The sequence below is a fragment of the Blautia liquoris genome, from assembly GCF_015159595.1.
Lineage (GTDB): Bacteria > Bacillota > Clostridia > Lachnospirales > Lachnospiraceae > Novisyntrophococcus > Novisyntrophococcus liquoris.
Map to the genome: position 1 here is coordinate 3254472 of NZ_CP063304.1, position 15730 is coordinate 3270201.

The 15730-nt window shown below is 42.4% G+C and carries 14 protein-coding genes; 6 read left to right on the forward strand and 8 right to left on the reverse strand.

Annotation, left to right across the window (positions count from 1 at the left end):
• Positions 1-19 precede the first annotated feature (19 nt).
• The 5 genes from INP51_RS14765 to INP51_RS14785 form a co-directional block, all read right to left on the reverse strand.
• Entirely contained in the window at positions 20-1456 is a 1437-nt protein-coding gene (locus INP51_RS14765; RefSeq protein ID WP_193735536.1) for a glycoside hydrolase family 1 protein, read from the reverse strand.
• A 29-nt stretch (positions 1457-1485) separates the two neighbouring features.
• Positions 1486-2706 (reverse strand): PTS sugar transporter subunit IIC, encoded by a 1221-nt coding sequence (locus INP51_RS14770; protein WP_193735537.1) that lies wholly within the window; start codon positions 2704-2706, stop codon positions 1486-1488.
• Positions 2703-3014 carry a PTS sugar transporter subunit IIB gene (locus tag INP51_RS14775; protein ID WP_193735538.1) on the reverse strand — a complete coding sequence of 104 codons (312 nt, stop codon included), beginning with the start codon at positions 3012-3014 and terminating at the stop codon, positions 2703-2705. Before INP51_RS14775 ends, INP51_RS14770 begins: the two co-directional genes overlap by 4 nt.
• A gap of 75 nt (positions 3015-3089) precedes the next feature.
• Positions 3090-3347 (reverse strand): HPr family phosphocarrier protein, encoded by a 258-nt coding sequence (locus tag INP51_RS14780; RefSeq protein ID WP_193735539.1) that lies wholly within the window; start codon positions 3345-3347, stop codon positions 3090-3092.
• Positions 3348-3362: 15 nt separating this feature from the next.
• Positions 3363-3704: a PTS lactose/cellobiose transporter subunit IIA gene (locus INP51_RS14785; protein WP_193735540.1), complete on the reverse strand. Its 342-nt coding sequence runs from the start codon at positions 3702-3704 to the stop codon at positions 3363-3365.
• A 351-nt stretch (positions 3705-4055) separates the two neighbouring features.
• Here INP51_RS14785 and INP51_RS14790 point away from each other — a divergent pair, with 351 nt between their 5' ends.
• The 6 genes from INP51_RS14790 to INP51_RS14815 all read left to right on the forward strand — a co-directional run bounded on the left by INP51_RS14790 (position 4056) and on the right by INP51_RS14815 (position 10260).
• Positions 4056-5981: a BglG family transcription antiterminator gene (locus INP51_RS14790; protein ID WP_193735541.1), complete on the forward strand. Its 1926-nt coding sequence runs from the start codon at positions 4056-4058 to the stop codon at positions 5979-5981.
• 66 nt (positions 5982-6047) lie between these two features.
• Complete coding sequence (locus tag INP51_RS14795; protein ID WP_193735542.1) at positions 6048-6953, forward strand: LysR family transcriptional regulator; 906 nt, start codon at positions 6048-6050, stop codon at positions 6951-6953.
• Between the two features lie 330 nt (positions 6954-7283).
• Complete coding sequence (locus tag INP51_RS14800) at positions 7284-8096, forward strand: DUF3100 domain-containing protein (RefSeq protein ID WP_193735543.1); 813 nt, start codon at positions 7284-7286, stop codon at positions 8094-8096.
• Positions 8097-8558 carry a hypothetical protein gene (locus INP51_RS14805; RefSeq protein WP_193735544.1) on the forward strand — a complete coding sequence of 154 codons (462 nt, stop codon included), beginning with the start codon at positions 8097-8099 and terminating at the stop codon, positions 8556-8558.
• A 36-nt stretch (positions 8559-8594) separates the two neighbouring features.
• Positions 8595-9932, forward strand: a complete 1338-nt coding sequence (locus INP51_RS14810; RefSeq protein ID WP_193735545.1) for an amidohydrolase family protein — start codon at positions 8595-8597, stop codon at positions 9930-9932.
• 148 nt (positions 9933-10080) lie between these two features.
• Positions 10081-10260: a DUF6440 family protein gene (locus INP51_RS14815; protein ID WP_193735546.1), complete on the forward strand. Its 180-nt coding sequence runs from the start codon at positions 10081-10083 to the stop codon at positions 10258-10260.
• Positions 10261-10431: 171 nt separating this feature from the next.
• Here the strand turns inward: INP51_RS14815 and fdhF are convergent, their stop codons facing one another.
• The 3 genes from fdhF to INP51_RS14830 form a co-directional block, all read right to left on the reverse strand.
• A complete protein-coding gene (gene fdhF, locus INP51_RS14820) occupies positions 10432-13128 on the reverse strand; it encodes a formate dehydrogenase subunit alpha (protein ID WP_268885833.1) in 2697 nt (898 codons plus the stop codon).
• A 65-nt stretch (positions 13129-13193) separates the two neighbouring features.
• Complete coding sequence (locus tag INP51_RS14825) at positions 13194-14480, reverse strand: molybdopterin molybdotransferase MoeA (protein ID WP_193735548.1); 1287 nt, start codon at positions 14478-14480, stop codon at positions 13194-13196.
• Positions 14455-15717: a complex I 51 kDa subunit family protein gene (locus INP51_RS14830; RefSeq protein WP_193735549.1), complete on the reverse strand. Its 1263-nt coding sequence runs from the start codon at positions 15715-15717 to the stop codon at positions 14455-14457. The genes INP51_RS14825 and INP51_RS14830 overlap by 26 nt, the downstream gene beginning before the upstream one ends.
• Positions 15718-15730 lie beyond the last annotated feature (13 nt).

Below are 15730 nucleotides of genomic sequence, written 5' to 3' on the forward strand. Positions count from 1 at the left end.
TAGCAATGCTCTGCTATACTTACAATAAATCCTGTCCATTGGACTTAATTACTTTATGATACCAATCAAAAGAATCTTTTTTTATCCGTTTCCCGCTGCCCTTTCCATAATCGTCAAGGTCAACATAGATGAAACCATATCGCTTACTCATTTCGCTGGATGAACAAGAAACAATATCAATCGGTCCCCATGCGTAATATCCACGGACATCAACACCATCCTTAATAGCCTCTTTTACTGCCTCAATATGATCACGATAATATTCCACACGATAAGGATCATGAATCTTTCCATTTTCTAGTTTATCATAACATCCCGTACCATTTTCGGTTATATAAATAGGTTTTTGGTATCGATCATAAACCTCGTTGAGAATAATTCTTAATCCTGCCGGATCAAAACTCCACCCCCATGGATTGGCCGGCAGTTCTTTATTGCGGAACACCTTATTTCCATTCTCATAACTTTCTTTGCTGCAAAGCATCGTATAATAATATGAGAAAGAGAAAAAATCAGCCGTATACTTTAAGTCTTCTTCATCCGTTTCTCCGAATTCCACATGTATATTATGATCCTCGAAAAATCGGAATGCATATCCCGGGTAATATCCCCGCAGCAATACGTCAGAAAAGAAATATTCCATCTGATTATGCTTGAATGTTGCCAATTGATCTTCCGGTCTGGTTGTCTGTGCATAGGCTCCGGCAAAACATAGCATCATTCCTATTTGCATATCCGGATAGTTTTCATGTGCATAACGTGTAGCACGTGCACATGCAACCATTTCATTGTGTACTCCTTGATATTTTGCTGAATTCAAATCGCTGACCTTATCTTCAGCAATGCCCAGATGATTAAACGACTCATGCCCAATTAAATTAATTTGATTTACAACAATCCAATATTTAACCTTATCATGGTAGCGGTCAAACAGCACCCTACAATATTTTTCAAACAAGTCAATCACTTCTCTCGAATACCATCCATCATACTTCAAGGTTAAATTAAGCGGCATTTCATAATGAGAAATCGTAATCATCGGTTCCATTCCATTTTTAATCATTTCATCAATCAGGTTATCATAAAATTCAAGCCCCTTTTCATTTGGCTCTTCCTCATCACCGTTAGGGAAAATTCGCGCCCAGCTAATGCTGGTCCGAAATGATTTCAATCCCAGTTCGCCTAATAATTTCAAATCTTCCTTATATGTATGATAGAAATCAATTCCCTGTCGTTTGGGGAATATTCGATTATTGCTGCTGATTGCCTCTCGGACATATTCCGTGGTAATTTCTGCGTTACCTTTTTTGTCTACTGCAATATCATCTCTAAATTCATTAATATCGGCTACACTAAGGCCTTTTCCATCTTCCAGATAAGCCCCCTCTAATTGATTGGCAGCAACAGCACCACCCCACAGAAAATCTTCTGGAAAATCTTTTGATATTTTGCGCATTCATTTCCTCCTCTTCACAATATGATGAATTATTTACTCTCCTCTGCCAGACACTGTCTTTCATAGATCTTGAAGAACGGATACCAGATGAGTATGGTTACGACAAAAATGACACATATGAGAATAACACTCGGTATCGAACCACTTGTAGCCAGCCATGTAACAATCGGATATGGACAGTACCACATCTGAAATAAGATATCCGGAATCTTAGCAAACGGAATAACCTTCGTAAAAAGCAGTGCAATGCTGCTGCACGCTACACTATTCAGGCACATCGGAATCATTAAAATCGGATTCCAGGCAATCGCTCCAAATACAATAGGTTCATTAATATTGAAAATGGATGGGACAATCCCCGCCCGCCCAAGTGATTTTAATTTTGTTGATTTTGAGCGGCACATCATAATTGCCAATGCCAGTGTCGAACCTGCACCACCAATCCGGATATAACTGTAAAGGTAAGATGTTGTAAACACATTTACAGCCGCACCTGCAATATTTGCTTCAATGGCAGCCATCTGGATGGGCGTGAGAATCGGGGTAAGAATCCACGCGGAAATGCCCATTGAATACAAGGCCACTATGATTAATTCAATCAGGACAAATCCCCAGAAAGTCTCCGTGACTGCTTTAAGCGGTGAAAAGATAGCTAAAATAACATTGTAAAAATCAAATTTCAGGATATCAACAACAACCCAGCCCAATACAACAACTGTAGCCACCGGCAACATTTGATCAAACCATGTTCGGACAAAATCCGGGATTACTGAGTCTTCTTTGAAAAACGAGAACCTGCCAAAAGCTTTCATAATAACACCGGTAATAATACCGGTAATAATAGCAATAAACATCCCCCCGGCACCAAATGCACTATGCGAAAAACCAACGGCTTCATCAAGTACCAATTGAGGTGTGATCGTAATCGCAAATAAGATCACCCCACTGATTCCTGCAATAATCCGGGATTGTCTTAATTTACTCTTTTCCATGAGATTGAATGGCACCAAAAAAGATATCATTAAAGAAATCATTCCCATTGTCCAGCCATTGGGAACCCAAAAATTCGGCCACCATTCAAGGTTAAAGATATCACCCGGCAGCGTCAGCATACAAAATGCTGAGCCCAAAAATATCAACGGCATGGTTTGATTGATAGAGTCCTTAATTGTCACTACCCATAGATTGCTATTCATCTTATTCATTTTAGGAGCGAAACTGTTTTCCAACCAACTTAATAGCTTTTTCATAGTGATCCTCCCATGCTTTCCATCAAATGCTCGATTGCCTTTTCACCATCCAGTGCAGCATAGTAATCTGACTTCATTAGAATCACCTTAACATCACGGCCATCGGTATATTCATCTATATCATCCATAATATAGGCCAGATGAGGGCCAACCATCAAAGCATCAATCTCATCAATATAGGTCTCAATTTCCGACTCACTTCTTGCTATAACCTCTAATTTAATTCCTTTTTTTGCTGCCGCTTTTCGCATATTGACAGCCATAAACCCTGAACTTGCACCTGATCCACAAACTAGTAAAACCTTCATCCTTTTTTCCTCCTACTGTTGTTCTTTTTGTTGTTCTTTTCTGCTGCATCGTATTGCTCTCCTGAATACCATGCTTTATAGATTTTCTTCCATAAAGTCCCTAAGGCCATCAGCAGCCTCATCCTCATCTGCTCCATCCAGTGAAATCTTGACTTCCTCACCACACTTGACTGCAAGTCCCATCACAGCGAAAATTTTCTTTACATCAACGCTCTTGCCGCCCTTTGTCAGTGTGATACTACTTTGATAACGAGATGCTTCTTTCACAAACTGTCCTGCCGGTCTTGCATGCATCCCCATAGGATCCGTAATGGTATATTTGAATTCCCTCATGCCGATTCCTCCCTGTTATTGCTTCATCTGTTCCGATAATTTGCGATACATATGAATGATATGCTTTGTCATATTTTGCTCTGAGTAGATAGTCATAAGTGTATCTTGAGCATGCGAGAATAAAAGTGTTGTCTGCAGTTCATTATCTTCAATGCTGCTCTGAATCATATCCGTCTGGATTCGATGTGCCTCTACTATTTTTTCTTTAGCACTTTTTATTTTTTCATCTACTTCTTCAGCAGATGCCCCCTCAAGCGTCTCATTTATCACTTCTGTCAACAAAGTTCTGCTATCACCGGCCAACATAATCATTTGCATTGCGGCTTGATTTAATTGCTCACTCGTTACTTTTTCCATATTTTCCTCCTGTTTTATTCTGTAACATCTAATGTTTAAACTAATTATAAGGGGTTTTTTGTGCAGATTCCAATAGTTTAAATTCCTCAAGTGCGGAACCCATGTTATGATACACAACCGTCTTATCCCAATATTTTGTTGTCTTCCTATGAAAATATAGTATAATATAATGATACCAGGGTCAAAAGGTCCTGCTTTTCATGCTTGCATGAAAAAGCATGACTTTGGGACCCGCACAAACATGAGAAAGCAACCCGATTAGGGTGTATTTCGAATGTTTGTAAGATTGTGAGAGCTCGAAGAGCGTAACAATCTGTGGATCTAATTTACGGCCCAATCTGGAGGTATGTTTTGGAAGAAAATCGTCAAAATCTTTTGCTGGAATACATGGTCAAAAAAAGTGATACGTGGATAAAGGCTCAAACGTTAGCAGATAAATTAAATGTTTCCACAAGACAAATCCGAAAGTATATCGCGGCGATTAATGACGTTTGCGATGATTGCATACTGATTAAATCTGGCCCTAAGGGTTATTATTTAATTGGCGACAACTATTTTTCATATAGAGAAAAAACAGACCATCAAAGAGCAGATACTCCACAGACACGTCAGAATTATATTATGCAAAAATTAGTCGCATCCCAAAATGGGTATGATGTCTTTGACTTTTCTGATGAATTACATATTAGCATTCCAACCATAGAAAACGACCTGAAAAATATCAGAAAAACCTTACAATCTTTTCAACTTTCTTTAAAACGTAAGAAAAATAATATATGTATTGTTGGTGACGAACGGGCCAAGCGCTCCTTAATGCGCAACATGATCATGCCCGACAGCTATAATTTTGCCTTAAAGGACGAAGTTCAGCTGCTGACATTACATTATCATTTCTGGGATTTACGAAAAAATATATTGCAAATACTGATACAGGAAAATGATTTATTTTCGAATGACTATACCCTAAACAATATTGCATTACATGTCATTGTGATGATCGAAAGAATACGTAACGGTGTCACCCTTGAAGATAATGAACACGATATTCGTACTTTTCAGAATTCCGAACAATATAACTCCGCAAAACAGCTGGCTCAATACCTTAGTTCCACCTATGATATTCAGATTAACAATGCCGAGCTTTATTATTTACTGGTGACCATTTCAAACAATACTACCATTATTGACCCTAATGCCGTTAACATTGAAAACATTGATAAATTTATCGATCAGAAGTATATTAACATAGGCGAAAATGTTCTTGATAAGGTTGTGCAAACGTATCATCTTGATCCTTTTGATAATGATTTTAAAGTACGGTTTATCATCCATATCAACAACCTCTTTAATCGTGTGCAAAGTGGATATCTTGTTAAAAACCCGTTAACCAACAAGCTCAAGGGAACCTATCCTCTAATCTATGATATCGCAGTTTTTATCGCTCAAGAATTCGAAAATGATTACCAAGTTCATCTAACTGAGGATGAGATTGCTTTTATTGCTCTGCACATCGGCGGATACTTCGAGAATAGTTTACACAACCAGAACAAAGTATCCTGTATCTTCATCTATGCCGATTACTACGGCATTTATAAGAAAACAGTAGAGAAAATATCAAACCTTTTTTCTGATACACTGCATTTAAAATATATTATTTCTCTAACTCAATATCAGCAGGGTATTTATAAAGCAGATCTTATTATTTCTGCAATCGATATGAACTTTAATGATCGCTATGTGATTATTGATCCATTTCTTACCGATGAAAATATAGATAATATCAGGAAAAGCACAAATCACATTCTGCAAGTCAACAGATCGCAGGCCTTAAAATCTTATCTTCACAATTTTGTTAAACCGGATTTGTTTTATAAAAATCCTGATTTCAAAGATAAGTTTGACGCTATTGAAAAAATGACAAAAATGGCCATTGACCAGGGCTTTGCACTTGACAGTCTGACAGAAAGTGTTTTTCAGCGCGAAGGCTTATCTGATACCGGTTTTAATGGTGTCGCTATTCCCCATTCGCTGCGAGAGGATGTTTTGACTGGATTTCTCTCCTTTGCCATCTGCGAAACGCCAATGACATGGGGCGAAAAATCTGTATATATTGTTTTACTAATTGGCGTAAATAGCGCTTCACGAAAAGTTTTTACAGGGGTATTTGATATCTTGGTAGAAGTATTGTCTGAGATGCAAAATGTAAAAGAATTAGCATATGCCAGGGATTACGATGATTTTTTAGAAAAACTAATCACTTTAACAACAAAAATTTAAAAATGATACCCATCAATATTTTGCCATCCATTATAAGGATGATAAAGTGTATTCTAGGGGGGAATTATGACATTACAGCAAATGAGGTATTTTGTCAAAGTGGCAGATTACGGTTCCATCAGTGAGACGGCAAAGCGATTGTTTGCAGCACCGTCCAGTATATCCGCTGCGGTCAGGACAGTGGAAGAATATTACGGTGTTACAGCATTTGTGCGTACTTCAAAGGGGGTTACCCTGACGGCCGCTGGAAAAGAATTAGTGATTGAATTCAATGGGATTTTGAATCGTTTATACTATCTGGACTTGAAATATGAAGGTAAAAAAGGGAATAAACAAAGCCTGTTTATCTCAGCGCAGCACCATATCTTTGGAATGGATTCTTTTATGTCAATGATTAAAACAATAGATTTACAAGACTATCATACCGGATTCCATGAATGCAAAACGTCGGAAGTATTCACTCATGTGGAAAAAGGATGGTCTGATCTGGGCCTGATTTTCTTTGACAGCCAAAGTAAGGGACAGATTATGCAGGAGCTTCGAGGAAGGGGAATCGTCTTTAACCATATCGCATATCGTACAGCCCATGTTTACCTCGCAGATACACATCCACTTGCCAGCAATAAAGAGATCAGAGGGGAGGAGTTAGAAGCTTTTCCGTTTATTACTTATGACCATGTGCCCGGTGTGAATTCGGCATATACAGAAATGATCATTCCCTATTACAAGATGAATAAAGTGATATCAGTCTCAGATCGTGCAGCTGCCTATTCGCTGATGCGTCACATGCATGGGTTTGTGATCGGAAGCGGCTATCACACATGCGATCTTGCATATCGAGATATTCTGGCTATTCCCCTCTGCGAAGGAGCGACACTCGAACTGGGGTGGATCGTAAGAAATAATTACATATTGTCAGATGCAGCTCAAGAGTTTCTAAAATTACTCAAAAAAAGTGAGACACAGCTGTAGTTTCATGAAAAGCGATGGATTCCCATCGCTTTTTTGTGTCTACATAGGAAATTATCTCTATGATATGATGATACTAGGGTCAAAAGGTCCTGCGTTTCATGCTTGCATGAAAAAGCATGACCTTGGGACCCGAACAAACATGAGAAAGCAACCCGATTAGGGTGTATTTCGAATGTTTGTAGGGTGCTGAACATCCAGTGGATGTTCGTTTAGCACCGACCGGAGCGGAGCGAAGATACGTGAGCACAACGTGCGGAGTAATCCGTGTATCATAGGGGTCAAAATATTAAAAGGATTTTTAAACACAGCAAATGAAAGGAGAATGAATGGATGGAGCATGCAAAAACAGCAGTTAAGAAGTACTGGAAGGTGTATGTCGCTGCGGTGGTTTTGGCAATACTATGTGATATGATTGGGACTGTAAAAATCAACACACCGATCGGAACACTGACATTATTTCCGATGGTATTTGCAGTCATACTTGGCGGTCTTTTAGGGCCGGATGTTCTGAAACTGCTGGATACTGAACAGTCTAAAGCCGGAGGATCTCTGGTACTGGTCGTATTAGCGCCATTTATGGCCAAAATGGGGATCTCAGCAGGGGCAAATCTGGGCAAACTAGTAGCTGTTGGACCGGCACTTATTCTACAAGAGTTTGGTAATTTGGGAACTATTTTTTTATCACTGCCGATTGCACTTCTTCTTGGTTTGAAAAAAGAGGCGATCGGAGCCTGTTATTCAATTAACCGAGATTCAAATCTGGGACTTACCACCGATATATATGGACCGGATGCAGCAGAGACAAAAGGTACATTCGCAGTCTATATTGTGGGCTCGGTAATCGGTACTGTCTTTATTAGCATATTGGCAAGTGCTGTGGCATCCTGGGACATCTTTCATCCCCTTGCTCTTGGAATGGCCAGTGGCGTGGGAAGCGGTTCTATGATGCTGGCAGCTACCGGTGTATTAGGGGAAATATATCCGACTTATGCAGATGATATCATGGTACTTGGAGGTACCAGCGATATGCTTACCGGCATCATCGGGATATATATGGGCACCTTTATAGGATTGCCACTGACCAGAAAATTGTACGCCTTGCTGGAGCCAAAATTAGGGAGAAAGAAGCAGAGGGAGAACTAGATGATGAAAAGATATGTTATTTCGCAGACGGCATTGTTATGTCTGGTGTCCGTCATCATGGTATTGACCAATCTGATTGGCTATCATATGCCCCTTGGTGATTCTATTCTCGGAATCTTCATACTCGATGCCATCGCCTTATTCGGTTTATCGCTGAGCAAATTAATGAGCCGCTTTATTCATCTGCCTTCCATGATGTATGTGTCTCTCACTGCTCTTTTACTTGCCTGTCCGATCTCACCGATACAGAATTGGATCATAGAAACCACCTCACAGGTGGCATTTATGGCTCCTGTGACAGCTTTGGGAGCTTTCGCCGGGATTTCTCTGGGTAAGGATTTGAAAAATTTTGTTAAAATGGGTTGGAAGATGGTGCTTGTTACGTTGTTGGTTATTTCGGGGACCTTTATATTCTCTGCGTTGGTTGCAGATATAGTTCTTAGATTAACCCATGTTGTTTAATCAGGATGAAATCAGAGAAAGAGAGGAAAATTGCAAATGGATACCTGTGATATTTTAATCAAAGGCTGTCGTATTCTGAGACCGGATATGTCAGTGTCAGATGTGTGTAGTGTAGTAATTCAAAACTCATATATCAAAAAAATCGGAAATGAAAAAGAGCTGGAAAATGAATTTACCGCAAAAGAGTCTCTTGATGGAAGTGGAAAGCTTTTGATGCCGGGTCTGGTGGACGGTCATACACATACTTGCCAACAACTGCTCAGAGGACGAGTTTCTGATGAATATCCGATGGTCTGGACGAGATTTCTGGTTCCTTTTGAAAGTAATCTAAGACCAGAAGACTCTTATGTCAGTGCTCAGTTATCTTGTCTGGAAATGATAAAAAATGGAACCACTGCATTTGCCGATTCCGGTGGTGTACATATGGATCGGGTGGCTGATGCAGTCCTGGAGTCAGGTATGCGTGCAGCGATAGCCAAATCAACGATGGATATGGGAAATGCCATCACCGGAGCGATGAAGGAAACTGCCGAAGAATCCATTGAACACACGCGGGAATTATACAAGAATTATCATAATGCCGGCAATGGAAGAATTTCTATTTGGTTTGCAATTCGCCAGGTAATGACCTGCTCACCAAAACTAATCGAGATGGTCAGAGATTCCGCAGCCCAGTTACATACGGGCATTCATGCTCACCTATGTGAACACAAGGATGAAGTAAGTTACTGCCTGCAAAACTATAAGCTCCGTCCGGTTCAATTTCTGGAATCTATGGGAGTACTAGGGCCTAATCTGTTAACCGCCCATAATGTCATGCTCTCAGATGAAGACATTTCCACTCTCGCAAAGCGGGATGTAAAGATTATTCATTGCCCAAGAGCGAATCTGGCAAACCACGGATTCCCTAAAGCACCTCAGATTGTAAATGCAGGTCTAAACGTCGGACTTGGATGTGACGGCGCAGCTCCTTCTAATCTCGATTTGTTTGATGAAATGAAGATACTGCGTTACAGTATGATTGCATATTGGGGACTTCCTTCCTTTGATCCTGTAGTGATGACCTGTCCGACCGTTCTTAAGATGGCGACCCAGGGAGGTGCGACAGCTATTGGTGAAGGCGAACGGCTGGGGAGTGTAGAAGAAGGAAAAAAGGCCGACGTTATCCTGTTAAATATCGATCAGCCACATCTGACTCCCTCACAAAATCTTGTGAATACGATTGTAGAGGCTGCGAATGGACACGATGTGACGGATTCTATTATTGATGGCAGAATTGTTATGAAGAACAGAGAAGTGCTGACACTGGATGAAGAAAAGATACGCAGAGAAGCACAGCTTCATATGGAGAGCATTATAAAAAGGGCATATTAAGTACCATGACCCATGGCATATCACAACTTCCTTACTACATGAGCAGTGATACTGGTTTCCGTATTAAACTACTTTTTAAGTTATGTTGAAGTACTTTTTAAGTTATGTTAAAATACAAACAAAATATTGAGATAAGTGAGGATCGAATATGATTAATAAAAAAGAAAAACGATTTGTCATAAAGGGTGAGGAGAGTTTTGAAGGTGGAAAATTAGTGGTCATCGTCGATAAGGAAACTGGTGTAAATTACATTTCTTATGTAGGTTTAGGTGCATCGGCATTAACACCTTTGTTAGACGAAAAGGGAAATGTTATCGCGGAAAAATAGATTAGCGTCTATAAAGGAGGGTAACACTGGAACATATGATGCCATGGTATTGTACCGTTGGCAACAGGTAATAAGGGAATATTGTAAAACAGGGGTCAAAATTTCTTTTGACCCCTGCATCATAGCATTGAGAGGTATACACCTGCACATCCCACTCTCTCCTATCATATATCACGCACGCTTAATACGCACTGCGCATGCTTTATATTCCGGTACATTTGCGAAGCTGTCGATTGCCGCATTTGTCAGGTAGTTGACATTTCCGTCTTCAAAATGGAAGGGCATAAATACTTCTCCGGACTTGACTTTATCTGCGACAATCGCTGTTGTCTCGATCTCGCCGCGCCGAGAGGCTACTTTTACCCGATCTCCATTCTTAATTCCAAGAGAATCTGCATCGACTTTATGCATCTCCATATAGGAGGAGGGACAAAGTTCGTTAAGTCCTTCCGTACGCTGTGTCATGGCTCCTGCATTATAGTGATACAACATACGGCCTGTAATCATGGTAAACGGGTATTCTTCATCCGGAAGTTCTGCGGAAGGCTGATACTTCGCCGGATAGAAATATCCAAGTCCTCTGGTGAACTTGTCTACATGTAAAATCGCCGCGCCTTTATCTTTTTCATCCTTGCATGGCCACTGCAAAGTTTCCCCTGCATCCAGGCGGGCATGGCTGATACCATGGTAGGAAGGCGTAAGTTCTGCAATTTCCTGCATAATCTCACTTGCACTCAATGTGGGCTGTGGATATCCCAGTCGGTTCATCACATCGTAAAAGATCTCTGCATCCGGCCTCATATCTCCTTCAAGTTCCACTGCTTTCCGAATCCGCTGCACTCTTCTCTCAGAATTGGTAAAGGTGCCTTCCTTTTCTGCATATGACATGCCTGGCAGGACCACATCCGCATATTCGGCTGTTTTGGTCATAAACAGTTCCTGGACAACCAGAAAATCCAGGCTTTTGAGCATCTTTTTAATATGTGTGATATCCGGGTCGGTGCGCACCGGGTCTTCTCCGAAAATATACAACGCCTTCACCTTGCCCTCCGCAACGGCTTCCGGTATTCTTGTCGCTGTAAAACCGTCTGCAGAGCTTAGTGTTGTCCCCCAGTGTTCGGAAAACTTCTTTCGCACATCCGGATTCTTTACCTTTTGATAACCCGGAAAATCTCCCGGCAGGCATCCCATATCGCAGGCACCCTGCACATTGTTTTGTCCTCGTATCGGATTAATTCCGCAGCCGGAACGCCCAATTTTTCCCACCATCATAGCCAGGTTGGACAGGCTCATCACACCTTCCGTACCGGTAGAGTGCTCCGTAACTCCCAGACTGTACATAATTGGAGCCTTCTTGGCTTTGGCATACAGATGTGCCGCCTTTCGGAGGTCATCGGCATCAATACCGCAGATTTTTGCCACCTTTTCGGGTGTGTAATCTTTCAAGATCTCCTTCAATTCTTCAAAGCCCTCTGTGCGCTCTTTGATATATTCCATATCGGCCAGACCATCTTCCAGAATGATATGCATCATACCGTTGGCAAAGGCCACATTCGTTCCGGGCTTTATCTGAAGATGTACTGCGGCACTTTTTGCCAGTCCAATACTTCTGGGATCGACAACGATTAATTTGCACCCCTCGCGTACTGCGCGGCGAATCTTTGACCCGAACACCGGGTATGCCTCCTCCGGATTGGTGCCTACAATCAGCATCACGTCTACATCAGGAGCTGTAATGTCATCGAATGGGTTTGTCATGGCACCCGATCCCAGTGTCGTTGCAAGACCCGCAACGGATGGGCTATGACAGACACGGGCGCAATTATCCACGTTGTTAGTTCCCACTGCCGCACGCATCATTTTCTGGAACATATAATTGTCTTCATTTGATGAACGAGAGCAGGAGAATCCGGCAATTGCATCTGGTCCTTCTTCTTTCTTAATCTGCTTGAATTTATCTGCGATAAGGCTTAGCGCTTCCTCCCAGCTGGCCGGCTCGAAATTGCCATCTTTCTTTATTAGAGGACTCGTCAACCTGTCACCCGCATGTACAAATTTATAGGAACCATATCTTCCTTTCACACAAAGCATTCCCTGATTGGATGGACCTTTGGCAGGATCGACTCCAACGATTTTGCCGTTTTTGACCAACAGGTCATACTGACAGCCGACTGCACAATGTGGGCAGGTGGTTCGTGTAGAAGTCACTTCAAAGGACCGGTAATTCTTTTTTTGGTCGTAGGAAGAAAGAGCACCTGTAGGGCATGCAGAAACACAATTTCCGCAGGATTCACAAGTCGGATCTGTTCGGGCAATATCATAACAAGTAGAGATATGGGCATCAAATCCGCGCCCTGCTATACTGAGTACATCGCGGCCCTGCAGCTTTTCACAGACACGTGTACATCTGTGGCACATGATACATTTGTCAGGGCGGAACTCATAAAAGCGATTCGTAGTGTCCGCCTCTGCGGATATGTGTTTTCCGATTGCAAAGCTGGTTCTCTCAACTCCATATTCCAGACAGTACTCCTGCAATTTACAGCTTCCGTTGCGCGCGCAGGTAAAACAGTCCAGATTGTGGTTGCTAAGAAGCAGATCCAAGATAAATCTGCGTGCTTCCACAACTCGCTCGGAGCGAGTATAGACAACCATGTCTTCGGCACAGTGCTCGGAACAAGAGGGTACAAGACCTCCCTTTCGCCCGCCCTTTATCTCAACAATACACATACGACAGGAGGCATCGGGAGCCAGTTCTTTTAAGTAGCAGAGTGTCGGGATATTGATTCCCAGACTTTCGGCCGCTTTCAAAATCGTTGTACCTTCCGGCACAGTACACGACTGATTGTCTATGGTAAGTGTCACCATCTTGGTAGCAGAATTTATAACCATCTATCCATACTTCCTTTCTGAATTAATTATTTTCTTTATTGTTAATCCCAATAAATAACTTCTACTGTATCGCCGGGTGAAATCGCTGTTCCCTGCTTCTGGTCAATAATACAGTTTGAATAGAGCATCTCCGACAAGACCGAGGATTGCTGATTCCTGTCATAAATATGTACCCCCTCATCATCGGCAAACGCCTGAAGAAACCGCCTTTTTTTTGCTTCCTTCATGTTTCCCTGTGCTACTGTCTTCCCTGTTTTTCTCCATACGAGGGAATCATCCCCTGTCATCTTCGCCACAGCCGGCCAGAAAAACAACTGGAAATTCACCATCGCGGCAAAGGGGTAACCTGACAGACTCAGTATCAGTTTACCTTGAAACAACGACGCCATAACAGGAGTACCGGGACGCATGTTCACTTTTTGAAAAATCCTTTCTGCTCCCATCTCTTCCAGTGCTCCTGCCAGAAAATCTCTCTTTCCCACAGAGAGTGCTCCAGTAGTAATAAGCAAATCTATCTCATTGATTTTCGTATTCACCAGTTCCGAAAAACTACTGGCATCGTCAGCACACACTTCCATAAAGGACACATCCATGCCTTTGGACTTCAGCTTGGCTGCAATTGTATAAGCACTGCTTGGATAGACGCCCACTTTTCCTATTGGGCACGCAAGAGGCCTCAGCTCATTGCCTGTAGAGATAATACCCACCTTGGGAACGGTAAACACTGTGATCTCCGGAATTCCCAAACTGGCGAGAACACCGATATGTCCTGCATTCAGGCGAGTCCCGGAAGATATTATATGTCTTCCGGCTTCAATATCTTCCCCGATGTGACAATAGTTCTGCCAGGGCTCTGCTTCCACATAGATTTCTACTTGTTCCTGTCCATAATCGGTGTCTTCCTGCCGTATCACACAGTCGTATCCCTTTGGCACCATACCACCGGTCATGACGCGAACGGCTGTAAAAGCCTCTGCCGTCAGATAAATTTCATCCCCGGCACAAATCTCGCCGACAACCCGAAAGTGAATGGGGTGATCCCTGGAAGCCCCTTTTGTATCACAGCTTCGAAGTGCATATCCATCCATTCCCGACTTTGGGAAATGAGGAACAGGCACCCTCGCTGTCACCTCCTCTGCACAGACTCTGCCGAGAGCCGATAAAAGATCCAGCTTCTCTGTTTTTGTATTCTTGTTCACACGTTTCGTCAGCAGTTCAAGTGCCTCTTCTAATTCTATTGCAGCCAATCGTGCGCATCCTTTCTCTCTCTTGTCTTTTGACAACACTTTCGTTGCCAAATCATCAGCTGATACATGCTTCGAATTCATGCCTATAAGCATTCACGGCAGACCTAGCGGAAATAGATACGGACTGACCAAGTCCGCAGGCTGACAGATTTGTGATAAGTTCGAGCATTTTTTCCAACTTTTCCATATCACCTCTCTCGCCTCCATGCCGCTGGAATTTCTGCAGCAACTCCAAAAGACGTGTCGTGCCAAGTCTGCATGGGGTGCATTTCCCGCAAGATTCATGTACAAAGAACTCCATCACACTTGTCATATAATCCACGATATTTACACTGGTATCCATGACTACGATCGCTCCCGAACCGATTGCCAGCTTGTTGCGCCGGAACTCTCCGTAGTCATACAGCAATCCATTTACCTGCTCACCCGTCCCAATCGGACCTGACTGACCGCCAAAGTGGATAAACTTGATAGGTCTTCCTGTAGCAGTTCCTCCGCCATATTCTTCACTGTAAAGTATTTCGTCCAACGGAGTGCCAAGCGCAACCTCGTACACGCCACGATTTTTTATATGGCCGGACAGGCAGATGAGCTTTGTGCCCCCTCCATCTTTTGTCCCCAGATTTAAAAAGGCTTCTGCGCCCATATTGAGAATCGCAGGAACACAGGCAAAGGATTCCACATTGTTAACTAGTGTGGGTTTCAAGTAAAGCCCCACTTCTGCCAGATGTGGAGGTTTTACTCTCGGTCGTCCTGTTTTTCCCTCAATAGAGTTCAGGAGCGCAGAGTTTTCCCCACATACATAAGCACCGCCGCCGGAAACAATATGAAGATCATAGTTAAATCCCAGAATCCCCATGATATTTTCTCCGAGATATCCGGCCTGGCGCGCATGATCCAAAGCCTGTTGAAAAACTGCCTGAATATGCCGATATTCTCCTCTGATATAGATATAGCCATCATTTGAACCAAACACATAGCCTGCGATAATCATACCTTCTATCACACTCAGCGGATCCTGCTCCAAAAGCATCTTATCTTTAAATGTTCCCGGTTCACCTTCATCTGCATTGCAGACGATATACTTAGGTGTCTCCTGACTGCTATACAAGTGCCGCCATTTTTTTCCCAGCGGATAGCCAGCCCCGCCTCTGCCCATAAGCTTCGCTGTATCCAGTTCATCCAAGATCGCCTCTTCGTCCATAGCAACGGCCTTTTTCAATGCGTCAAAGCCACCATATTTTATAAACTCCTCCACAGAAGTGGAATCTGTCATCTTTCTTACTCTTTTTAAGAGTACTGGTTCCGTCAATGCCATATTCATTCTTCTC